Origin of the sequence: Nocardia sp. NPDC059154 (assembly GCF_042755705.1) — a bacterium.
Lineage (GTDB): Bacteria > Actinomycetota > Actinomycetes > Mycobacteriales > Mycobacteriaceae > Nocardia.
This window is the reverse complement of sequence record NZ_JBHZCS010000002.1, coordinates 81,986-103,790: the sequence shown is the minus strand read 5'-3', so window position 1 is coordinate 103,790 and position 21,805 is coordinate 81,986. Positions and strand designations below refer to the sequence as shown.

General features: G+C 70.0%; 19 protein-coding genes and 1 pseudogene. 7 read left to right on the top strand and 13 right to left on the bottom strand.

What is annotated here, in order from left to right:
• The first annotated feature begins 83 nt into the window (after positions 1-83).
• The 4 genes from ACFXN1_RS02170 to ACFXN1_RS02155 all read left to right on the top strand — a co-directional run bounded on the left by ACFXN1_RS02170 (position 84) and on the right by ACFXN1_RS02155 (position 5,546).
• Positions 84-863 (top strand): META domain-containing protein, encoded by a 780-nt coding sequence (locus ACFXN1_RS02170; RefSeq protein ID WP_379443793.1) that lies wholly within the window; start codon positions 84-86, stop codon positions 861-863.
• Between the two features lie 71 nt (positions 864-934).
• Complete coding sequence (locus ACFXN1_RS02165; RefSeq protein ID WP_379443795.1) at positions 935-1,489, top strand: exonuclease domain-containing protein; 555 nt, start codon at positions 935-937, stop codon at positions 1,487-1,489.
• A 258-nt stretch (positions 1,490-1,747) separates the two neighbouring features.
• On the top strand, positions 1,748-4,054 hold the full coding sequence (locus tag ACFXN1_RS02160; protein ID WP_379443796.1) for a thiamine pyrophosphate-dependent enzyme: 2,307 nt from the start codon (positions 1,748-1,750) through the stop codon (positions 4,052-4,054).
• 550 nt (positions 4,055-4,604) lie between these two features.
• On the top strand, positions 4,605-5,546 hold the full coding sequence (locus ACFXN1_RS02155; protein WP_379443797.1) for a M56 family metallopeptidase: 942 nt from the start codon (positions 4,605-4,607) through the stop codon (positions 5,544-5,546).
• Between the two features lie 38 nt (positions 5,547-5,584).
• Here ACFXN1_RS02155 and ACFXN1_RS02150 read toward each other — a convergent pair whose 3' ends face one another.
• From ACFXN1_RS02150 to ACFXN1_RS02130, 5 genes and pseudogenes are all read right to left on the bottom strand, one after another.
• Complete coding sequence (locus ACFXN1_RS02150; RefSeq protein WP_379443798.1) at positions 5,585-6,907, bottom strand: MFS transporter; 1,323 nt, start codon at positions 6,905-6,907, stop codon at positions 5,585-5,587.
• A gap of 191 nt (positions 6,908-7,098) precedes the next feature.
• Positions 7,099-7,923, bottom strand: a pseudogene (locus tag ACFXN1_RS02145) (pyridoxal-phosphate dependent enzyme); the annotation flags it as partial.
• A 101-nt stretch (positions 7,924-8,024) separates the two neighbouring features.
• Positions 8,025-8,414, bottom strand: a complete 390-nt coding sequence (locus ACFXN1_RS02140) for a hypothetical protein (RefSeq protein ID WP_379443800.1) — start codon at positions 8,412-8,414, stop codon at positions 8,025-8,027.
• Positions 8,415-8,708: 294 nt separating this feature from the next.
• Positions 8,709-9,083 (bottom strand): BlaI/MecI/CopY family transcriptional regulator, encoded by a 375-nt coding sequence (locus ACFXN1_RS02135; protein ID WP_364612631.1) that lies wholly within the window; start codon positions 9,081-9,083, stop codon positions 8,709-8,711.
• 285 nt (positions 9,084-9,368) lie between these two features.
• Complete coding sequence (locus ACFXN1_RS02130; protein ID WP_379443801.1) at positions 9,369-9,731, bottom strand: ACT domain-containing protein; 363 nt, start codon at positions 9,729-9,731, stop codon at positions 9,369-9,371.
• A 119-nt stretch (positions 9,732-9,850) separates the two neighbouring features.
• On the opposite strand from ACFXN1_RS02130, the gene ACFXN1_RS02125 reads away from it, so the two are divergent.
• Positions 9,851-10,675 (top strand): TIGR02452 family protein, encoded by an 825-nt coding sequence (locus ACFXN1_RS02125; protein WP_379443802.1) that lies wholly within the window; start codon positions 9,851-9,853, stop codon positions 10,673-10,675.
• A gap of 166 nt (positions 10,676-10,841) precedes the next feature.
• On the opposite strand, the gene ACFXN1_RS02120 is transcribed toward ACFXN1_RS02125, so the two are convergent.
• The 5 genes from ACFXN1_RS02120 to ACFXN1_RS02100 all read right to left on the bottom strand — a co-directional run bounded on the left by ACFXN1_RS02120 (position 10,842) and on the right by ACFXN1_RS02100 (position 16,346).
• On the bottom strand, positions 10,842-11,498 hold the full coding sequence (locus ACFXN1_RS02120) for a response regulator (protein ID WP_379443804.1): 657 nt from the start codon (positions 11,496-11,498) through the stop codon (positions 10,842-10,844).
• Positions 11,465-12,586, bottom strand: coding sequence for a sensor histidine kinase (locus tag ACFXN1_RS02115; RefSeq protein ID WP_379443805.1), 1,122 nt, complete (start codon positions 12,584-12,586; stop codon positions 11,465-11,467). Before ACFXN1_RS02115 ends, ACFXN1_RS02120 begins: the two co-directional genes overlap by 34 nt.
• A 5-nt stretch (positions 12,587-12,591) precedes the next feature.
• A complete protein-coding gene (locus tag ACFXN1_RS02110) occupies positions 12,592-13,080 on the bottom strand; it encodes a hypothetical protein (protein ID WP_379443807.1) in 489 nt (162 codons plus the stop codon).
• Between the two features lie 84 nt (positions 13,081-13,164).
• A complete protein-coding gene (locus ACFXN1_RS02105) occupies positions 13,165-13,941 on the bottom strand; it encodes an enoyl-CoA hydratase-related protein (protein ID WP_379443808.1) in 777 nt (258 codons plus the stop codon).
• 50 nt (positions 13,942-13,991) lie between these two features.
• The gene (locus ACFXN1_RS02100; protein ID WP_379443810.1) at positions 13,992-16,346 is read right to left on the bottom strand and encodes a galactose oxidase-like domain-containing protein; all 2,355 of its coding nucleotides are present in this window, start codon (positions 16,344-16,346) and stop codon (positions 13,992-13,994) included.
• 161 nt (positions 16,347-16,507) lie between these two features.
• Here ACFXN1_RS02100 and ACFXN1_RS02095 point away from each other — a divergent pair, with 161 nt between their 5' ends.
• Positions 16,508-16,927 (top strand): hypothetical protein, encoded by a 420-nt coding sequence (locus ACFXN1_RS02095; RefSeq protein ID WP_379443811.1) that lies wholly within the window; start codon positions 16,508-16,510, stop codon positions 16,925-16,927.
• Between the two features lie 94 nt (positions 16,928-17,021).
• On the opposite strand, the gene ACFXN1_RS02090 is transcribed toward ACFXN1_RS02095, so the two are convergent.
• Together ACFXN1_RS02090 and ACFXN1_RS02085 are read right to left on the bottom strand one after the other, a co-directional pair.
• Positions 17,022-18,143 carry a DUF5685 family protein gene (locus ACFXN1_RS02090; protein WP_379443812.1) on the bottom strand — a complete coding sequence of 374 codons (1,122 nt, stop codon included), beginning with the start codon at positions 18,141-18,143 and terminating at the stop codon, positions 17,022-17,024.
• Positions 18,144-18,222: 79 nt separating this feature from the next.
• A complete protein-coding gene (locus ACFXN1_RS02085) occupies positions 18,223-19,077 on the bottom strand; it encodes a LysR family transcriptional regulator (protein WP_379443813.1) in 855 nt (284 codons plus the stop codon).
• 108 nt (positions 19,078-19,185) lie between these two features.
• Here ACFXN1_RS02085 and ACFXN1_RS02080 point away from each other — a divergent pair, with 108 nt between their 5' ends.
• On the top strand, positions 19,186-19,902 hold the full coding sequence (locus ACFXN1_RS02080) for an SDR family oxidoreductase (protein ID WP_379443814.1): 717 nt from the start codon (positions 19,186-19,188) through the stop codon (positions 19,900-19,902).
• A 74-nt stretch (positions 19,903-19,976) separates the two neighbouring features.
• Here the strand turns inward: ACFXN1_RS02080 and kstD are convergent, their stop codons facing one another.
• Complete coding sequence (gene kstD, locus ACFXN1_RS02075; protein WP_379443815.1) at positions 19,977-21,656, bottom strand: 3-oxosteroid 1-dehydrogenase; 1,680 nt, start codon at positions 21,654-21,656, stop codon at positions 19,977-19,979.
• Between the last annotated feature and the right edge of the window lie 149 nt (positions 21,657-21,805).

Genomic DNA, 21,805 nt, shown 5'->3' with positions numbered 1-21,805 from the left:
CGCGGGCTCGTGCGTGAACCCGATCGGGCGGACGCTCGCGTCCGCACTCCGGATGCCGGTGCGATCGCCGTACGATCGGGGATATGCCAGCAACTCGTCTGTGGGTCTTGCTCGCGCTGACCGCCGTGACCGCGGCCGGATGCTCCTCCAACGGCGGCGTCAACGACATCCCGCCTGCCTTGCTCATGGGCCGCTCCTTCGTCTCGACCGCGGTGGCGGGCACCCCGATCCCGGGTGGCGGGCCGTTGACCCTGGCCTTCGCCGACGGGCGCATCTCGGCCACCTCCGGCTGCAATACCGCCACCGGACCCGTTGACCTGCAAGGCAATACAATCCAGGTGGGCGAGATGGCGACCACGCTCATGGCATGCCCGGGCGATATCGCGGGCGCGGACGGCTGGCAGGACGGCCTGCTGCGCTCCCAGCCGACCTGGACGCTGGCCGGCGACACGCTCACCCTGAAGGGCAACGGCTCCACCGTCACCATGCTCGACCGCAAGGCCGCCCACCCGGACAAACCGCTGATCGACACGCCCTGGATCGTGACCGCCCTGCTGCGCCCCGACGCCGAGGTCCACTCGGCCACCCTCGACGAGGTCCGCCCCGCCCTCACCATCACCCCGGACGGCGAGGTTTCGGGCAGCGCGGGCTGCAACAGCATGACCGGCACGGCCCAGATCGACGACGGCACTGTCACCTTCCAGATCGCGACCACCCGCATGACGTGCGACCCGCAGGTCATGGAGGTCGAGCAGCAGGTGCTGCGAGCACTGGACGGGAAAACCAAGGCCACCATCGATTCCAACGAACTCACCATCCGCAACTCCGGCAACGACACGGGATTGAAACTGCGCGCGGAGTGAGTGGTGCTCCGGTGCCAAGCCACCGAAAATCGTTGTCGTGCGCGGATATCCACGCACTAGCGTGCGGTCGTATGGACGAAAGATATCTGAATGTGGTGGATGTGGAGGCCACCTGCTGGGAGGGGCCCAATCCGCCGGGACAGCCGAACGAGATCATCGAGATCGGATTGTGCGTGCTCGATACGGTCACCCGGGAGCGGGTGCGCAAGCACAGCATTCTGGTGCGACCCGAGCGTTCGACGGTCAGCGAGTTCTGTACCCAGCTGACCACACTCACGGCGGACCAGGTGGCGGCGGGAATCGGGTTCGCGGAGGCCTGCGAGTTGCTGCGCACCGAATTTCGTGCCGATTCGCGGCCGTGGGCGAGCTGGGGTGACTACGACCGCAAGCAGTTCACCACGCAGTGCGCGGGGACGGGGGTGCGGTACCCGTTCGGCAGCAGGCACACCAATGCCAAGCTGGCCTACTCGGTCGCGCGGGACACCAAGCGGCGCTACGGGATGGCGGAGGCATTACGGCTGGCGGGGATCCCCCTCGAGGGGACCCACCATCGCGGCGGGGACGACGCCTGGAACATCGCCGCGTTGATCACCGACATGCTGGCGCGCGACGCCTGGCCGCGCTGAGCAGTTGCGACCGCGGCTTCGGAAATAGACAGTCATGACGGCGAAATCACTGGAATACTTCCGAACAGATCATCAACATGGTGGAAATACACCCGCGACGGGCCTGTACCCGGCACTCTGGACAGACTGGCCGACAGATCCGATGTTGCCGCTGATCGCGCGGTGTCACACCTACGCTGAGGTCCCGGCGAACTCGAACCATGGGAGGGCGTCATCAACGATCGGGAAGCTGAGCTGGATCAGTGGTTTCGCGCGGAGGTGGCGGCGACGACGCCGGGAGCGGCTCGCGCGCACCGGGAACCGATCGACGCCGCCACCGGATTGACCGGGGCGCGGTGCCTGGACCTGTTCGACGCCCAGGCCGCGTCCCGGCAGCTGGATCTGGCCGCGCGGCGGCTCACCCGGGAAGGGCACGGGTACTACAGCATCGGTTCGTCGGGACATGAGGGCAATGTCGCGGTGGCGGCGGCGCTGCGGGTCACCGATCCGGCGCTGCTGCACTATCGGTCCGGCGCGTTCTTCGTGCACCGCGTCCGGCAGGTGCCCGGCCTGGATCCGCTCCGCGATGTGATGCTGGGTGTCGTGGCGGCGGCCGCGGACCCGATTTCCGGTGGGCGGCACAAGGTTTTCGGTAGCAAGCCGGCCCACATCATTCCGCAGACCTCCACCATCGCCTCGCACCTGCCGCGCGCGGTCGGCCTGGCCTTCGCCCTCGACCGGGCCGCACAACTGCGCCTGCACACCGAATGGCCCGAGGATGCGGTGGTGGTGTCCAGCTTCGGCGACGCCTCGGCCAACCATTCGACCGCGGCGGGGGCCATCAATGCCGCGATCCACACCGCCCACCAGGGCGTGCCGATGCCGATCCTGTTCGTGTGCGAGGACAACGGCCTGGGCATCAGCGTGCCCACTCCGCGCACCTGGATCGAGCAGGCCTACGGATCCCGGCCGGGACTCGCGTACTTCGATGCCGACGGCACGGACCTGCCCGCCGCGCTGGCGGCGGCGACCGCGGCCGCCGATCACGTACGCGCACACCGGAAACCGGCCTTCCTGCGGCTGCGCACCGTGAGGCTGCTCGGCCACGCGGGCTCCGATGTGGAATCGGCCTACCGCCGCCCCGCCGACATCACCGCCGACCTGCGCCGCGACCCGGTGACCGCCACCGCCCGCCTGCTCGTCACGACCGGCGTCACTACCCCCGCCGAGATCGTCAGACGCTACGACGAGATCAGCGACCAGGTCGCCAAGGCCGCCGAAGCAGCCTGGCACGAACCGAAATTGCACTCGGCCGCCGAGATCACCGCCCCGCTCGCCCCCGCCCGCCCGGCCCTGGTCCGCGCCGATGCCCTGCGCACCGCCGATGTCACACCCCCGGCCGCGGCTGTCGTGGACTCGGTCACCGCGACCGCCGGTCCGGCCCCCGAGGACGCCGCAGGTGCGATATCGGACCTGGCCTCCGCCACGCGAGCCTCCGGCGCAGCATCAGCGAACCATGCTGCAGCACAAGGGATCTCGCCCACAGCGCCTCCTTCACCGGTTTCCGGCGAGCCCCTCACCCTGGCACAGGCGGTGAATCACACGCTGGCGGAGTTGCTGGCTCGCGATCCGGATGTGCTGGTGTTCGGGGAGGATGTGGGGCGTAAGGGTGGAGTGTACGGGGTGACGAAGGGGTTGCAGCAGAATTTCGGAGTACGAAGGGTTTTCGACACACTGCTCGATGAGCAGAGTGTGCTGGGGACCGCGCTGGGGGCGGGGCTGGCGGGGTTCGTGCCGATTCCGGAGATTCAGTACCTGGCGTACGTGCACAATGCCGAGGATCAGTTGCGGGGGGAGGCGGCGACGCTGTCGTTCTTCTCGGGCGGGCGGTACCGCAATCCGGTGGTGGTGCGGATCGCGGGGCTGGCCTATCAGAAAGGGTTCGGCGGACATTTCCACAATGACAATTCCCTTGCGGCGCTACGGGATATCCCCGGCCTGGTGATCGCCGCGCCGGCCCGGGCCGATGACGCGGCGGCGATGCTGCGCACGTGTGTGTCGGCGGCGCGGGTGGACGGGCGGGTGTGCGTGTTCCTCGAGCCGATCGCGCTCTATCACACCCGGGACCTGTATCGCGCCGGGGACAGCGGCTGGCTGGCGCCGATTTCCGGTGTGCGCCATGCCGAGATCGGGCGCGCCCGCGTGTACGGCACCGGCGCGGATCTCACCATCGTGAGCTTCGGCAATGGCGTGCCGATGAGCCTGCGGGTGGCGGAGCGGCTGGCCGCGCAGGGGATTCACACGCGGGTGCTGGATCTGCGCTGGCTGGCGCCGCTGCCGGTGGCGGATCTGCTCGAGCATACGCGCACCACGGGCCGGGTGCTCGTCGCCGACGAGACCCGCCGCAGCGGAGGCGTTTCCGAGGCGGTGTACGCGGTGTTGGTGGATGCCGGGTTCGAGGGCCGCGTGGCCCGTGTCACCAGCGCCGACAGTTTCGTGCCGCTGGGTCCGGCCGCCGCGGCGGTGCTGCTGGACGAGGCGGCGATCGAGGCCGCCGCCCACGCGTTGCTGACCGCTCCGCGGTGACAACGGGTGGGGCCGGGGTTGCTCGCGGAAAACACCCGGCCCCACCCGTGGTCGACGCCGGTCCGGTCGGCGTCCCGGTGCCGTCGAGGGAACGACAAACCTTCGCCCGGCCTATCTACGTATCAACTACGTAGATACGTAGATACCGGAGAATCGCCGCCGAGCGCAAGCACGCCCGGTCGATTCATGCGGTTCTCCTACCCCGGCACGGTGAGTCGGCGGCGCGTCCGCGCAGGCCGGCCCGCACGCCCGCCATCACACAGAGAGCGACACAGCGGGCGAGGGTCACAGTGGCTGGATGTCGTGCCATGCGCCATGCCGCTTCGGTTCGGGTCGACATCGGTTCTCCTGTCGCCGGTTTGGAAGTTATACCCCCAGCAGGTATTTGGATACCGTACCCCGCGGGGGTATCTGACATGGTGCTCCTGCCGGGCGCCTGCGGCCGCCCGTCACTCCGCGGGAGTAAGCCTGCCCTCAGTTTTGCCCTCTACACTCGTGCCCATTCCACGGGAGGAGATCGGATGCGAGCAGCGCGATCGCGGGTGCCGGCATGAGCGTCGCCGTCTGTCTGCTGCTGTACGGATTCGCCGTGGCCGTGCTCGCGCCCCGGCTGCTGCGCCGGCTCAGCACCGAGGGGGCAGCGCCACGGATCGCGGTGGCGGCGTGGCTGGCGGCCATGGCCTCGACCGTGCTGGCCTGGACGGTGACGTTGGCGATCATCATCATCGACCTTGTCACGCACCGGATTTCGCTCTTCCCCGCCCGATTCATGGACAGCTGCCTGCTGCACCTGCACGACGCGGCGGTCGGCGACTACGGCGGGCACATGCAGACGGGGCTTTTCGCGTTGTCGGGATTCGCCACGCTCGCCGTGCTGGTGCTGGCGGTGCGGCTCGGCACCACCCTGTTGCGCTCGCGCCGCACCACTCTCGAGCACGCGCGCATGGCCCGGCTCGCCGGACGCCACCACCCCGGCCTGGACGCGGTCGTGCTGGAGGTCGATCATCCGGCCGCGTATTGCGTTGCGGGCAAACCCCATACGATCGTGGTCAGCCGCGGCGTGCTGGCCGCGCTCGAGGACCATCACCTCGATGCGGTGCTCTCCCACGAGCGCGCCCACCTGGACGGCCGCCACCACCTGCTGCTCACCCTCACCCGCGGCCTGGCCACCGTGCTGCCGCGGGTCGAGCTGTTCGCCCTGGGCGCCTCCGAGGTGGCGCGCCTGCTGGAGATGCTCGCCGACGATGTCGCCGCTCGAATCCACGGGCGCGACACCGTCTTACAGGCACTGCTGACCCTCTCCACCCTCCCCACCCCGCCCGCGACCACCGAGGCCGCACTGCTGCCCCGGGTCCGCCGCCTCTCCGCGCAGGAGAACCCGCCCCGCCTGCACACGCGCATCGCGGTCACCGCGATCACGCTCACCGCCGTGTTCATCCCGGTGGCGGCCATCGTCACCGCCGGCATCGGCATCCAGGTCTGTGCCGTCTAGCCGGGACCCGGCGCGGATCGCCGCACCGGGTCCCGGGCTCAGCGCCGCACCGGTAGCGGCCGGGTCGGATAGTCGACCCGCCGACCCGCATGCGATGACGGATCGTCGATCGGCATGCGATGCCTGCCGATGGAGGCCGGATCCCGATCGGACCGATTCAGGACATGCAAGGCGAAGGCAGCCAGCGCCCCGATGACCGTGAGACCGAGCCACACCGCCCAGTCCGCCCCGACGGCATGCGCCGCACCCAGTAGCGCACCCGTCGCGAGATTGCCGACCAGGATACCGATCCCCACCACCGTGTTGTAGAAGCCGTAATGCGTGGCTACCAGGCGATTCCCCGACAGGGAGACCACGGTGTCCATCTCGAACGGGAACACCGACGCCGTGCCGACCGCCAGCACGGCCGCCGCCAGCAGCAGTGCGCCGATGGCCACCGGCGCTCCGAAGGGCCGCGGTCCGGGCAGGATCGCCAGCGGCACGAACGCCACCGCCAGCAGGGCCACACCGACCACCAGACCCCGGCCGGTCCCCCAGCGTTTGCGGAACCAGGCGGTAATGCGCAGCTGCCCCGCGACCGCGACCAGGCCGGAGATCACGAACAGCGCCGAGGTGACCGTCTGCGCCCGCGCACCGGCCAGGTACTCGGCCTGCAGGGGCAGCGCCAGATACACCTGGAACGACAGCACATACGAGCCGATCATGGCCAGTGCGAACGCGACGAAACGGCGATTTGCGACGACGGTGCGCCAATCGTCCAGCACCGAGGTCCGCACGGCCGGTTCGGCACCGCGGCGCGCGGGCAGAGCGAACAGCTGCGCGGCGGTGAGCAGCGCGAACACCACCGCCGCCGCGGCCGCCGTGACCCGGAAATCCAAGGCCAGCAGCGCCAATCCGACCAGCGGGCCCGCCAGCATCCCGGCCTGGTAGAAGACGTTGAACACCGCGAACGCCTCCACCCGCCGTTCCCCCGCCTCCGCGGCCAGATAGGCCCGCACCGCCGGATTGAACAGCGCACCCGCGAATCCCGTTGCCGCCGAGGCGATGAGCAGACCCGGCAGATCCGACGCGAACACCAGCAGCGCGAAACCGGCTGTCCGCAACAGACATCCGGCCACGATCAGCGGCTTGTACCCCAGCCGATCCGCCAGCGTGCCGCCCACCAGGAACATCCCCTGCTGCGAGAAGTTCCGTACACCCAGCACCAGCCCCACCGCCCACGCCGCCAAACCCAGCGGCCCGGACAGGTAGCCGGCCAGATACGGCATGAGCATGTAGAACCCGAGGTTGATGCCGAACTGATTGACCGTCAGCAGCTGCGCGGCCCGATCGAACCCGCGGAACTTCGCCACGATATTCACGACAGCGGCTCCGCGACGTCGCGTGCGCTCGCCGAACCGAGTACCGGATTCCCCACCGGCTCACCATCTCCGGGGACCACCGCCGTCGAACGACCGGCCACACCACCGCCCGGACCGCAACCGGGAATCGGGCCGACCGTGTTCACGATCAGCGCCGGAGCGCCGTCACGGGCCCCCGTCTCCAACACCCGGGGATCGACAACCGTGGAGCAGCGGGTCCACTTCTCCACCTGCCGGTCCCGGGGATGAGCGATCGTGTCCGGCGCGGTGGGTTGCGCAGCGCCGAGCAGTCCGTGTGCGGCGCAATAGGAATCGTTGTAGATGGTGTCGAAGTAGCGATGCGGACCGTCGGGGAAGACGGCGGCGATCCGGGTACCCGGCGCGTGGGTGCGGGCCGCCCACCCGGCCACCAGCGTGACCGCACCGACGCTCCAGCCACCGCTGGCGAGGTAGGCGGCGGCCAGGGTGCGGCAGGCCCAGACGGCTTCGGCCGGTGCGACCCAGTGGATTTCGGTGAAGGCGGCATAGTCGACATTGCGCGGGTGGATGCTGGAGCCGAGGCCGCGCATGAGTCGCGGGCCCGCCTGCTGCCAGCCGCCGACCGGATGCGGCTCGGACACCAGCTCCACGTGGGCGCCGTAGGCCGCGAGCAGCTGCGCGACCATGGGTTCGAGCCCCGGATCGGTCACCACGGTCACCGGATGCCGGTACACCAGCCCCGCCAGGGCCAGCCCCAACCCCAGTGTGCCGCTGGAGGATTCGATGATCCGGCCGCCGGGCGCCAGCACTCCCCGTTCCTGGGCGCGCCGCACCATGTGCAGCGCGGGCCGGTCCTTCATCCCGCCCGGATTGCGCCCCTCGAGCTTGGCCCAGAAGCCGAGCCCCGGGGGCGCGAACGGCTCCCCCACCCACAGCACCGGCGTATTGCCCACCAGCGCGCGGGGCTCCCGGGCCAGGCCGGGCAATCCGGGATGGCCGGTGATCGTGTCGAAGTCGTCGAGCAGACCTTTGTCCATGACTGTCGCTTTCGGTATCGGACCGCCGCGGCGGCGGCATGACGTGCACGGCAACGGACTCCGGCCCGGGGCAGGACGCCCAGGGCCTGTCGCCGGCCCGATCAGCGTCGGTCGATACAAAGGCGGGTCAGCAGCATTCGGCCGCCGACCGCGTAATCGGGTGGCCCCCGGACGCCGTGGGACACGGCGGCGATTCCGGTATCCGCAGGTCCGGCCGCCGGGACAACGGGATCGGCTGCCGCCTCCGGCGGGTGTTCCGCGCCGGGCGAGGCCGTCCGGATCGCGTCCTCGACATGCGGGTCGCAGTGCACGGATTCGCCGCCGTGCGGTCCCGGATCCCCCGGTTCGCCCGGGGCGATCGACACCGCTTCCAGCGGGCGCGCATGGTCGGACCCATCGCCGAGCGCGCAACCGGCAATCGCGGCGAGCAGAACCAGCCCCGAGCCGAGCAGCACCCACAGCGACCGGCCGAACCCGCCGACACGACCCACCGCCGACACCTCCCGCCTCGAATCCGACTGCCCGGCCGATGTTTTGACCGACCGGTTTCCTCGCCGGCATGTCATTGACACACCCTCGAAACAATCTACTATCTACGTACGTAGTTAGTTGGGAGCCGGTGATCGGGCTCACGCCCGGCCGAGGCGAATCCGAGGCAAAACGACAGGACACGCATGAGGTTTGCGCAATCGGCCACCCGACACGCCGAACTCGCTGCCGACATACGGCAGCACACCACTACCGGTGGCGGCGGCGGGAATCGAGGTGGCGTGCAGACCCTCCGGTCAGCGCAGTTTGGAGCGCGCGAGTTTGCGCAGGGCCGCGCGCAGGCCCTCGGACTCCTCGGCGCTCATCTGCTCCACGAAGTGCGCGAGCACCAGATCCGAACGACCGCCGCTGCCCAGCGCCTCACGCATGAGGCGGGCGCTGTACTCCTCGCGGCTCAGGGTGGCCCAGTATCGGTAGGCCTTGCCGACGCGTTCGCGTTCCAGCCAGCCCTTGCGATGCAGATTGTCCATGGTGGACATGACGGTGGTGTACGCGATGTCGCGCTCGCCGGCCAGCTCGTCGAACACTTCCCGGACCGTCGTCTTGCCGGAGCGGTCCCAGATGCGTTCGATGACGACCGCTTCCAGATCTCCGAAGCCTCGCGCACTCACGTCTGACGTCTCCTCACCTCACGGCTCAGCCGATTCCGCGTCGCGTGTCGGCCCACTGTCCTGGTGCGCACCCGATCGTAGGGTGATCGCCGGTATGGACTCGAGCCGCCCCGGGCGCCGGGGGCGCGCCCGCTCATACGTTCTACGTACGTAGACAGTAATATGGTGCACCCGTGGGCCGTCCCACGCAACCGGACAGCGGGACAACGCCGGACCGGCATTTCTCACACCCGACAGCCCCCGCTCGCCGACCGCGGCGCGGTATCAGCCGGCGATGCGATGCCATCAGTCGGCGATGCGATGCCCCGCATCACGCAGCGCCGCCGACGCCTCCTCCAGCCGATGTGCCGGAACCAGCACCAGATCCGCGTGGAAGGTGGAGGCGACGAACACCGGGATCGACGACTCCGCCAGCGGCCCGATCAAGGCGGCCAGCATGCCGGGCGCGTTCAGACTGCCCGCATCGACACCGTAGAAGCCCTTCCAGGTCTCACCCTCGGCCCACGCGGGCGCCTCGCGAATCACGGTGAGCCCCTCCGGCGCCCGCACCAGGGCGATCCACTCGTCATCCTCCGGGAAGGTGGAATTCGGCAGATGATCCACCGCGAACTGCGACGGGACGATCCGCAAACGCTGGGAGCCGGTCATGGCGACATCGTAGGCCGAAGGTCGGACAAACCCGGTGCGTGCACGACGACAGCCCAGTATTGGTGTCTGCGACTAAAATTCGGATGCCATCCCCGGGCCCGGCCCGTATGGTCACTGAAATGAGTACCAGCCCACAACAAATCGCCGACGAGAACGAGCGGATCGCCGCCCTCGGCACCTATCGTGCGGCCGACGGCACCCTCGTCGACATCACCGACACGCTGTCCGAGGCGCGCGCCCGGACCCACTGCTTCGAACCCGACGAGGAGCTCTACAACCGAGACCTCGGACCGTTCACCGGACGCCCCGAGGTCACGGCCGAAGGCAGCATGCAGGCCGCGCGCCGGCTACACGAGGAAGGCGGAAAGGCCATCGCCGTCCTCAATTTCGCCTCCGCCCGCAACCCCGGCGGCGGCTACCTCCGCGGTGCCCGCGCCCAGGAGGAAGACCTGTGCCGCAGCGCCCTGCTGTACCGCTGCCTGCTCGAGACGCCCCGCTACTACGAGGCCCACCGCGCATCCGACGACCTCCGCTACAGCCATCGCGTCATCTTCTCCCGCGAGGTCCCGGTCATCCGCGACGACCGCGGCGCGCTCACCGCGCACACCTTCACCACCTCGTTCCTGACCTCACCCGCCCCGAATACCGGTGCACTGGCGGACCGTTCGGGCGAACGGGTCGACGTCCGCGAGATCCTGATCGCCCGCGCCGAGCGGGTGCTCGCCGTCGCCGCCCACGAGCGTGTCCGCGAATTGGTCCTCGGCGCGTGGGGATGCGGCGTGTTCCGCAATGACCCGAACGAGGTCGCCGAGGCCTTCGATCGGGCGCTCCAGATCCACGGCGCCGCCTTCGATCGCGTCGTGTTCGCCGTCTGGGACCGCTCCCCCGTCTCGGCCAACCGCGCCGCATTCGAAGCCCGCTTCGGGCAAGCGGTTTCCCCCTAGCGGCGGCGAAATCCGATGGCGGGCACCGCTCTTCTCAGCTGCTTGTGCTGAACAGGTTCATGGTCGGGGTGTCGCGGCAGCGGTGCCGTACCAGCATCCATGCTCAGATTGCAATATCTACAGACTCAGATAGTCGATTGAGGGCCGGTAGGCGAGGCCCCCTCGCTCAGCGGGCCAGACCCGTGCGATGGGCGTAGGCGATGGCCTGGCCGCGATCGCGGACCCCGAGCTTGGCGAACAGTGAATTGATGTGGGTCTTCACGGTACTCACGCCGATGAACAGTTCCTTGGCGATCTCGGAGTTGTTGTGCCCCTGCGCCATCAGCCGCAGGACATCCCGCTCGCGGTCGGTGAGGTCGGCGGGCGGTTCGGGTGGCGCGTCGAGGGCGGAGAGCAGGCGGCGGCCCACATCGGCGGCCAGGGTGGTGTGACCGCTCGCGACGGATCGGATGGCCGCGGCGATCTCGGCGCGACCGGCGTCCTTGGTGAGATATCCACGCGCACCCGCCCGCAGCGCGCCCGTGATGGAGGCGTCGTCGGCGTAGGTGGTGAGCACCAGAACCGCCGTCTCGGGATACCGGGCCGTGATGGCGGCGGTCGCGGCCACGCCGTCGATGCCGGGCATGCGCAGATCCATCAGCGCCACCTGGGGTTTCACCCGCCGTACCAGCTCGACCGCTTCCGCGCCGTCGCGGGCCTCCCCCACCACCCGCATATCGGGCAGCAGCGACAGCACCGTGGTGAGCCCGTCGCGCACGGTGGTCTGGTCGTCGGCCACCACCACCGTGATCACTTCCGCGGCAGCAGGATTCGCACCGTCCACCGACCCTCCTCCTTTCCGGCGGACAGCAGCCCGCCCGCCGCCTCGATCCGCTCCCGCATACCCAGCAGCCCCGCCCCCGATCCGGTGCTGCCGAGTGGAATCCGTTGCGCGGCAATGGGATTCGACACTACCGCCTCCAGCGATGCGCCGCTGCCGCGCAGCGTGAGCGTAACCGGTTGCCCGGGTGCGTGTTTGCGCGCATTGGTGAGCGCCTCCTGCACCGCACGGGTCAGGGCCACCGCCGCCTGCTCGTCCGCCGGATCCACCGCGACATCGAATCGTTCGGCCAGCTGCCCGCCGCCGGCGCGGTGCTCCGCCATCACCCGGCGTAGCTCGGCCGACGCGTCGAAGCCGCCCGACCGCAGCGTGCCCACCACCCGGCGGGCGTCGGCCAGCCCGGACACCGCCAGCCGATGAGATGCCTTGACCCGCTCCGCGGCCCGGTCCGTCTCCCCCGCCTCCAACAGTGCGTCCGCGGCGTCGAGTTGGAGCACCAGACCGCCCAGAGTGTGGGCGAGCACATCGTGGATGTCGCGGGCGATTCGCCCGCGCTCGGCCAGGGCGGCGGCCCGATCACGCTCCTCGCGGATGATCCGATTCTGTTCCACCAGCATCCGATTGCGCTCCGCACCGACCCGCGCCTGGCGGCGGGTCCAGCCCGCCAGGCCGACCACGACCACACCGACCAGCAATCCCACCAACGCCCCTGGCCGCGCACCGTCCACCAGGATGGAGACACACATCAGCACCGAGGTGGACACCGCGATCGCCAGACCGAACCACAGCGGCGCGCTCAGCAGGCCGAGGGCGATGAATACCGTGGCCAGGGCCGTGATTCCGGAGCCGACCGACTGGGCGACGGTCGATCCACCGCTGATGGCCATGACGCACAAGCAGATTCGTTCCTGCCGCCACTTCCGTGCGGGCATCACCACCCACGCCGCCCAACCCAGCCATGACAGCACCACCAGCGCCGCCACCCACGGCCGGTGGAACAGGGCCACACTCGCCGAGGAGGAGACCACGGCGACGAGCCCGACCAGGCGCAGCAGCCTGGACAGGCTCGAGGGTGGGTCGATGACGGACATCGGTCTCAGTGTGCCGCAACCGGGTGCGCCTGCTCGGCACGCCGGGTCAGCACCAGCGCCCGGCCCGCCCGATTGAGCGCCACCACCAGCAGGATCGCCCCGACCGAGGTGACGGCCACCGCGCCGGCCAGGTGCGCGACCACGTCCACCCCGATGCGCGCCGCCAGCAGCACCAGCCACAGCAGCGATCCGGCCCACCCGGTCCGCGCCTCCAATCCCGCGGCGGTGCGGCGCACCTGGGACAGCACCCCCATCAGCACGCCGATCCCGACACCGAGCGCCGCCGACAAGGCCAGCAGCGCCCCCGACATCACCCCGAGCCCGCCACCGGTGACCACGGACTTCATCTGCAGAAACCCCACCAGCCCGAGAATGATCGGTCCCCGCCACAGCCGATTGGCGTCGAGGGCCTGCCACTGGGTCTGCCGGTACATGATCCACCCGATCACCAGCACCGCCACCGCGCCGTCGACCACCGCATTCTGCAAGTTCATGCCTCTACGGTCGCCCCGCGAACCGCCTTCACCCACCACCCCAGGGTGGAAACCGGGTGGGATTCCCGCCCACCCACTCGCCGGTCAGTCGGGCCAGACGGGCGGGCGCTTCTCCAGGAAGGCTGCCATTCCCTCGCGGGCGCCGGGCAATTGGGAGGCGGCGGCCATGACCTCTCGGGCGAGGGTGTAGGCGTCGGCCTCGGGGCGATCGAGCTGGGCGTAGAGGGTGCGTTTGCCGAGCGCCTTGCTCGCGCGGCTGCCGCGGGTGGCGCGAGCGAGCAGGTCGGCGACGGCGTCGTCGAGGTCGGCGTCGGGTACGGCGTAGTTGATCAGACCCCAGTCGACGGCCGTGCGGGCGTCGATGACCTCACCGGTGAGGGCCAGCTCCATGAGGCGTTTGCGGCCGATGGAACGGGCGACCGGGACGGCCGGGGTGTGGCAGAACCAGCCGCCCTTGCCGCCGGGGAGGGCGAAGCCCGCCGAATCGGCGGCGACGGCCAGGTCGCAGGATGCGACGAGCTGACAGCCGGCCGCGGTGGCCAGCCCGTGCACGCGGGCGATCACCACCTGCGGCACCGTCTCCAGGGTGGTCATGACCTGCTGGCAGAGGGTGAGCAGGTCGCGCACGCCGAGCAGGTCACGGGCGGCCACATCGGCGAAATCGTGGCCCGCACTGAACACCGGCCCGGCGGCGGCGAGCACGATGCCGGTGGCGTCGGTGTCGCCCGCGGCGCCGAACGCGGCCAGCAGTTCGGTCAGGTGGTCGGCGGACAGCGCGTTGCGTCGGTCGGGTCGGTTCATGGTGACGGTGATGGTGTCGCCGTCGCGCTTCACGAGCAGGTGCCGGTACTCCACGGTCATGCCTTCCACGGTAGTGCGGTGTACCGGCCCGGGATGTTGCATTTCTCAGGTCACACGGGTGCGGGCACGTCCGGATTCAGGTGCAGCCACTGCCCGCTCGAGGGAACGCCGTCGGTGTCCACCACGACCACGAGATACCAGCCGGGCGGGGCCAGCGCCGGGTTCGAGGGCAGCGTGACGGTGAGGGCACCGGGCGCGGCCGGGGTGATCGGCAGGTCGATCAGCCGCTGGTTGTTGTCGCAGGAGTGGGTGCACGAGGTGGGGTGCAGCAGGCTGGCCTCGCGCACGGCGGCCGTGGTGGTGATCGTCAGGGTCGCGCCGTATTCCGCTGTGCCGCCGGATATCTGGAATTCGGGCCGGGCGCCCTTGAACAGGTAGGGCGGCCAGAACATCTCGATGCGCAGTTCCTCTGTCTTGCGCAGCGGATTCGATCCGGCGGTCACCACCTTGCCGTCCGGTGTCAGCAGCGCCACCGAGTGGTACAGCCGCGCCACCCGCTCCGGCGCGGTGGGCGACCAGGTTCCGGCGACCGGATCGTAGATCTCGCCGTGCGGCGGCACCGAATCCGCCATCTCCTCCATGCTCGATCCGCCCGCGGCCAGCACCGTGCGGTCCGGCAGGATCACCGCGCACACGTGCATGCGGGCATACGCCATAGCGGGACCGGTCTGATAGGCCGGCGCGGCCGCGCTCAGATCCACGATCCGGGTGTCCGCGGAGGCCATGCCGGGACCGTGCGGGTCGACGCTGCCGCCGCCGATCAGCATCACCCGCTGTGCCTGCGCGGGCGGCAGCAGCACGCTGGTGGACTGGCTGCGCGACTCCGGATCGACGAGCCCCGGCACCTCGGTGACCACACCGGTGGCGGTGTCCCAGATCGAGGGGTGCATACCGTTGTTGGTGCCGAACTGCCCGCCGGTGTAGAACACCCGGCCGTCGGCCAGCAGCACGAGGTGTGCGTAGGTCGGAATGGGTCCGGGCACAGGCAGTTTCGACCAGGTCAGCGTGGCGGGGTCGAACAACTCGGGCGTCTCCGACAGGAAACCGTCCTCCCCCAGTCCCGAGACCGCGACCACCGCACCGTTTTTCAGCGCGGCCAGGGTCGGATACCAGCGCCCGGAGACCATATCGGGCTGCCGGTTCCAGGTCAGCGACTGCGGGTCGAACAGCAACGCGTCACGTAGCCCGAGGAACGGGTCGTACTGCTCGGTCCCGCCCGCGGCCAGCAGCCGCCCGTCCGGTAGGAACGCCTGCCCGGAACAGAACATGTCGAAGGGCGTCGCGGGCGCGTCCAGTCCCGGATTCGGGTAGTGCCAGACCCGCGTGCGAAAGTCGTGGGCGTTCAACCGATCCGGGTCGTTACCGGATCCGGCGAAGAACAGCACATCGCCGGTGTGCAGCAGGGCGGCGTGCACCGGATTGATCTCGGTGCCGAAATCCAGGATGCGCCAGGTGCCCTGGGTGGCCGCGGTGGCCAGATCGGTGTCGAGGTCGAGCACGCGCAGGTATCCGGCATTGCCGCCCGGCGGATGGTCGATGGCGCACACCACCAGCTGCGGCAGTCCGCCGGCGCCGGGCAACAGGGCGACCGCCGCGCCCTCGTTCTCCCGGAAACCCCAGTCCGGCACCTGCGACCAGCGGCTCCAGCCGTCGACGCAGTGCCCGGTGCCGTCCAGGCCCCAGCCGATGGTGTAGAGCCCGGCATTGCCGTTCTGCGGGTGGTCGATGGTGAAGACGATAAGTTCGGGCCGCCCGTCCCCGTCCAGGTCGGCGACGGTCATGCCCGCGCCCTGGTTCTCCCACCCCCACCAGTCCGGAATCGCCAGCCACGGTGTCCATTCCGCGACGGAGCCGTCCGCGCCGAGACCTTTGGCGAGCCGGAACTGGCCGCTGTTCTGGCCGACCGGATCGTCGACGGTCATGACGACCAGGACCGGCTGCCCGTCGAGGTGGGTCAGGCAGATGTCGGCGCCCTGGTTCTCCCAGCCGTACCAGTCCGGAATCTGTTGCCACGCAGTCCATCCGCCGGTCACGGTGCCGTCGGGGGCGAGGTCGCGGCCGATGCGGAAGTAGCCCTGGTTCTGGCCGGCGGGGTTGTCGACAAGGAACACCACCATGTCCGGGCGGCCGTTGCCGTTCAGGTCGGCGATGGCGATGCCCGCGCCCTGGTTCTCCCAGCCCCACCAGTCGGGCACCTGCAGCCACGGGCCCCACTCGCGAACGGTGCCGTCGGCCCCCAGGGCGTGGCCGACTCGATAGTTTCCGGTGTTCTGACCTGGCGGATTATCGACCATGAGGACCACCGCGTCGAGGGTGCCGTCGCCGCTCAGATCGGCGACGGCGAGACCGCAATCCTGGTTGTCCGCTGAGAACCAATCCGGGATGGGAACGAATTGTCCTGCCACGCAACCAATCATGGCGGCCCGCGGCAATTCCGGCATCCGATGTTCGATGTCCGGATAGTCCGGATGCCCATTTACGCCAGGTTACGGAAAACGCACCCCGGCGACCCGGGCGCCCATTACTCTCCGAAACGCTCTCGTTTCACACCCCAGGAGGACATACCATGAGAAAGACAGTCTGGGCCAACGGCCTCGCACTCACCGCGGCCGCCATCCTGGCCTCCACCGGCACCGCGAATGCCGTCGGCAACAGCATGAGCACAGATGCCACCTTCAAGGTCGGCGTCGACATCCAGCCCGGTGTCTATAAGACCACGACGGCCGCCACCGTGTGCGCCTGGGCGCGACTTTCGGCCATCACCAATGACGCCAGCGCCACCATCCAGGCCGGCGGCGCGGTCAACGGCACCGTCACCGTCGAGATCAAGCCCACCGACGTCGCCTTCTTCACCAGCGGCTGCGGCACCTGGACCCTGCAGACCACCACCACGAACACCGGCTCGTCGGGCCTGTCGAATCTGATCAGCGGCAGCGCGAGCGGCAGCAGCCTGCTCTCGACCGGCTCCGCCTCCGCCTCCAGCTAGCCGATCCGGCATCGGTGAGCCGTCTACCCGGAGGTGGCGGGTTCATCGGGCCGGGAGGGCCGGGCAATCCGCAGTGCTCGCCCCTCGCGGTGACTCAGCAGTCGCAGCAGGTTTCCTCACAGCAGCAACAGGATTCCTCACAACAGCAGCATCCTTCGCCGCAGCAGACGCAGCCCTCACAGCACGGCAGGCAGAACCCACTGCGGCGCCGCGGGGCGGGACCGTAGTAGCCGGGACCCGGGCCGTAGCCCGGAGGCGGACCGTAGCCGGGCGGCGGCGGACCCCATGGGCCCGGCCCCGGACCCCGGCGACGCCAGCGGCTCAGCGGCGCGGTGGCTGCACCGTGATTCGCGCAGGTGTGCGCGGGACCGCCGAAGGTCCTTGTCACCGACCGGTTCAGCTCATGCCTCAGCAGTTTGTGAATCAGCCGCCCATCGGTGAATTCCACGTCGGCCAACGCCAATTCGATACCCAGTAGGGCCTCGGTGCACAGGCGGTGCGCCTCGGCCACCTCGGTTCCCGTGGCGGCCAGGGGATTCCACTTCCCGTGTGCGAGATCCTCGTCCAGGTCCTCGACGGCGTCCACGAGATGCGCTATGCGGCCGAACAATCGGCCGACCTCCGACAGTGCTGTCTGGTTTCCCGGGCGTCCAGCCAGGACGGCGGTGTGGCCGAAGGCCGCGGCGGTCGCGGTCTCGGTGGGTTCGGTCACCTCCAGCAGCGGGGTGCCCACCGCGGCCGCGGCCTCCACCTCACCCTGCCGATCCACCGCGGTCACCAGCACACCGGTGTCGAAACCCAGTCCGGCGCCGGTGGATTCGCCCTGCCGGGCCCAGCGCTGGGCGATGCGCCGGGCGGCGGGCCGGAATCCGGCCGCGCCCGCCACGCCGTCGTGGTCGGCCACGTGATCGCGCACCTTGGCGGCGGCCAGCACCAGCGAGACCGTGGCGGCCAGCCGGACGCAGTCGCCGGTGGCGACGTCGGCGCGTTTCATGCCGCGCAGCGGGCAGGGCCCGGCCGCGCGGCGGGTGGGCGGCGCCGTGGACTGCGCCTCCACCAGGGCCGAGACGATCAGCCCGTCGTAATTGGTTGCCATGCGGGCGCTCTGGCCGTGGTCGTCACGCAGTGCCAGACAGAGTCCGCACAGTTGCGCCAGCCAGGCCCGCCCGAGTTCCTCGCCCAGCCGATGACGGCAGGGCCGGATGATGCCGAACACACCATCGACGGTAGCCGCTCGCGCGGCATTCGTCGCCCGGAATCGAGATCACTCCCGCGTGGACGCCGTAGATCGAATCTCACTGAGCGGCAAGGGCGGCGAACTCCTCGGCCAGCGGAACCGGGCGCGCCGACGACCACGCCAGGCTCACCTGCAGCGGTGCGAGGTCGGGAACCGGGACGTAGGCGATGTCCGGGCGAGTGTAGAAGGTCATCACCGACAGCGGCAGGAACATGATGCCCCGGCCCGCGGCGACGTGCTCGAGCTTCTCCTCCACACTGTGGAAGACCGGGACGGCGCGGCGGTCGGTGCGCAATTCGGTTGCCACCGCACTCCATTCGGGCACCGTGTCCGGGTCCTGGAGCAGGTGCTCGTCGGCGAGATCGCCGACGGCGACCGCGTCCTTGCCCGCGAGGCGGTGGTCGGCGGGCAGCACCACGACCCGGGGCTCGGTGTAGAGCGGGCGCACGACCAGACCGTGCGGGTCCACCGGCAGCCGCACCACGCTGACGTCGACCCGGCCGTCGTGGACCACCTCGACCTGATCGAACCAGCCGGTGCGCACCAGATCGACGGTGAGGCCGGGGTGACGCTCGGTGAGCGTCCGCACCGCGGCGGTCACGATGAGGCCGGGCATGAAGCCGACGGTGAAGCGCTGCGTCCCCTCGACGGCCCGAATCACCCTGCGCTGCAAGGCTTCCGCAGCGGCGAGCAGCGGTCTGGCGTCGGCCAGCAGCTGCTCCCCCGCCGCCGTCAGCGCGGTCCCGCGCCGATCGCGGGCGAACAGCTGCGCGCCCAGTTCCTCCTCGAGCGCGCGAATCTGACGTGACAGGACCGGTTGCGCGATGAACAGCTGCTCCGCGGCGCGGCCGAAATGCAGGTGTTCGGCCACCGCCACGAAGTAGCGCAGCTTGCGCAGATCGACGTCACTCATGATGCCTTCAGGGTATTACAGGCGGCGGTATAGGTCTTGGACGGGAGCAGGTCGCGAAACCCAAGGTGGAGAAGCACACACGCACAGCATTCCCCGAAAGGAAATCCGATGTCTCTCGACGGACAGCACGTCGTCATCCTGGGCGGCACCTCCGGAATCGGCTACGCCGTGGCCGCCGCGACCGCCGCACAGGGCGCGAAGGTCACCGTCGTCTCCAGCCGCCAGGAGAACGTGGACCGCGCGGTGGCCGAACTCCCGGCCGGCGTCACCGGCGTGGTCGCGAACCTCAACGACACCAACCGGATTCGCGCGATCTTCGATGAACTCGGCGCGCTCGACCACCTCGTCTACACCGCCGGCGACCCGCTGCTGCTCTCCCCGCTGGCCGAACTGGATCTCGACGCCGCGCGGAAGTTCTTCGAGCTGCGCTACTTCAGCGTGCTGGCCGCGGTACAGGCGGCCGCGCCGCGGCTGCGGGCCGACGGGTCGATCACCCTGACCAGCGGTACCGCCGGGCCGCGCCCCGTCCCGGGTTCGACGATCACGTCCAGCGTCTGCGGCGCGATCGAGACCCTGACCCGGGCGCTGGCGGTGGAACTGGCGCCGATCCGGGTGAACGCGGTCATGCCCGGCGTGGTCCGGTCGCCGCTGTGGAACTTCCCCGAGGAGTTGCGCGAGCAGTTCTACACCGACACCGCGGCCGCGACGCCGTTGCGCCGCATCGCCGAAGTGGACGATATCGCGCAGGCCTTCGTCTTCTTCCTCACCCAGCCCCACGCCACCGGCACCGTGCTGCCCCTCGACGGCGGCGCGGTCCTGGCCTGACCCGGACATCGGGTGGCGCACCGCCGCGGGGACACCGGACGGATCCCCCAGCGGTACGCCGGTCGGCGCCGGGGCTACCGGCCGGCCGCGTGGCGGGCCGCCAGGTAGCCGAAGACGACAGCGGGACCGATGGTCGCGCCGGGACCGGCGTAGGTGTGGCCCATGACCGGAGCGCTCGCATTGCCGGCCGCGTACAGGCCCTCGACCACCGAGCCGTCCGCCCGCAGCACCCGGCCGTCGACATCGGCGCTCAGGCCGCCCTTGGTGCCGAGGTCGCCCGGCACCAGTTTCGCCGCGTAGAACGGACCCGTCTCCAGCGCACCGAGATTCGGGTTGGGGCGGTTGCGCGGGTCGCCGTAGTAGTTGTCGTAGGCGCTGTCACCGCGACCGAAGTCGGGATCGGCACCGGCGGCGGCGAATTCATTGAAACGGGTCACCGTGGCCCGGAGTTTCTCGACCGGGACACCGATCTTCTCGGCGAGTTCGGGGAGCGACTCGGCGCGGGTGAGCGCGCCCGACTTGAACCAGCGGCCGGGCAGGGCCTGACGGGGCGGGACACCCGCGAACTGGTAGCGGTTGCGGTAGCGCTGGTCGAAAATCAGCCAGGCGGGGAGGTTTTCGCCCGGGCCCGCGCCCTGCCCGTGCTCGCCGCCGTACATGCGGTGGGTGGCCTCGACATAGGGCAGGCATTCGTTCATGAACCGCTCGCCGCGGTCGTTGACCACGATACTGCCGGGTAGATTGCGCTCGGCCAGGCAGAACCAGGCCAGCCGGGGCAGCGGAATGGACGGGCCCCACCAGGCGTCGGCCATGAATTCCACCGCGCCACCGGCATTCTCGCCCGCCCGGATGCCGTCACCGGTATTGGCCTGCGCGCCGACGGTCCAGTCGGTGCCGATCGGCTCGCGCTGGTACTGCTTACGCATCGCCTCGTTGTGCTCGAAGCCGCCGGCCGCGATGACCACGCCCCGGCGGGCGGTGAGCACCTGCTCGCGCCCGTCCCGCAGCACCACCGCGCCGGTGACCCGGCCGTCCTCGGTGCGCAGGTCCACCAGCGGAGTGTCCAGCCACAGCGGCACATTCGCCTCCAGCAGGCCCGCGCGCAGCATGGCACTCAGCGCCTGGCCGCGGGCCAGGACGCGCCGGCGCAGCACGGCCGCCGCCAGCCACCGCCCGGCGACGCGCACGGCCGCCAGCGGACTGCGCGGATTGCGCAGGCCCAGATGCAGCTGCCGGAACTCGGCCTGGGTGATCACGACATTCTTCGGGGCCTTCACGTAATCGGGCTCAAGCGTGGCCAATTCGGCGCCGAGGCCGGTGGCGTTGTAGGGCACGGGCTCGATCGAGCGGCCGTGGCCGCGGCCGCCGGGCGCCTCCGGGTAGTAGTCGGAATAGCCCGGCACCCACCGCATGCGCAGCGGCGCGTGCGCGGCCAGGAAGTCGAAGGCCTCCGGCCCCCGGTCGAGGAAGGTGTCGATCCGCTCGGGCGGCACCCCGGGGCCGACGATGTGCTTCAGATAGGCTCGCGCGGCCTCGAGGTCATCGGCGGGGGCGTCACGGCGCAGCACCGCGTTGCCCGGAATCCACACGCCGCCACCGGATCTCGCGGTGGATCCGCCCCATGCCCGCGCCTTCTCGACGATCACCGTGGACAGTCCGTGGTGGGCGGCCGTCAGCGCCGCGGTCATGCCCGCCGCCCCCGACCCCACGACAATCAGATCGAATGTCTCGTCAGTTGCCCTGTCGTGCTGCATGTTTCCTCTATCTTCGTGTTCTGTTGTAGCTATCCGCGTGCATGCCAACGGCTTCAGCCGTGATGTCGCCAGCGTTCCCCGGCCACGGCGTCGAGGGCGCCCTCGGCACACACCGCCCGCGACACCTCCGGCTTCGCCGAATCACGCAA

Excerpts from the sequence above, each read along its gene's own strand:
- ACFXN1_RS02105 (WP_379443808.1), bottom strand. The coding sequence starts at position 13,941 with ATGACCGTGGAGTACCGGCACCTGCTCGTGAAGCGCGACGGCGACACC.
- ACFXN1_RS02080 (WP_379443814.1), top strand. The coding sequence starts at position 19,186 with ATGTCTCTCGACGGACAGCACGTCGTCATCCTGGGCGGCACCTCCGGA.
- ACFXN1_RS02115 (WP_379443805.1), bottom strand. The coding sequence starts at position 12,586 with ATGTCCGTCATCGACCCACCCTCGAGCCTGTCCAGGCTGCTGCGCCTG.
- ACFXN1_RS02125 (WP_379443802.1), top strand. The coding sequence starts at position 9,851 with ATGAGTACCAGCCCACAACAAATCGCCGACGAGAACGAGCGGATCGCC.
- ACFXN1_RS02170 (WP_379443793.1), top strand. The coding sequence starts at position 84 with ATGCCAGCAACTCGTCTGTGGGTCTTGCTCGCGCTGACCGCCGTGACC.
- ACFXN1_RS02130 (WP_379443801.1), bottom strand. The coding sequence starts at position 9,731 with ATGACCGGCTCCCAGCGTTTGCGGATCGTCCCGTCGCAGTTCGCGGTG.
- ACFXN1_RS02085 (WP_379443813.1), bottom strand. The coding sequence starts at position 19,077 with ATGAGTGACGTCGATCTGCGCAAGCTGCGCTACTTCGTGGCGGTGGCC.
- kstD (WP_379443815.1), bottom strand. The coding sequence starts at position 21,656 with ATGCAGCACGACAGGGCAACTGACGAGACATTCGATCTGATTGTCGTG.
- ACFXN1_RS02110 (WP_379443807.1), bottom strand. The coding sequence starts at position 13,080 with ATGAACTTGCAGAATGCGGTGGTCGACGGCGCGGTGGCGGTGCTGGTG.
- ACFXN1_RS02155 (WP_379443797.1), top strand. The coding sequence starts at position 4,605 with ATGAGCGTCGCCGTCTGTCTGCTGCTGTACGGATTCGCCGTGGCCGTG.
- ACFXN1_RS02095 (WP_379443811.1), top strand. The coding sequence starts at position 16,508 with ATGAGAAAGACAGTCTGGGCCAACGGCCTCGCACTCACCGCGGCCGCC.
- ACFXN1_RS02165 (WP_379443795.1), top strand. The coding sequence starts at position 935 with ATGGACGAAAGATATCTGAATGTGGTGGATGTGGAGGCCACCTGCTGG.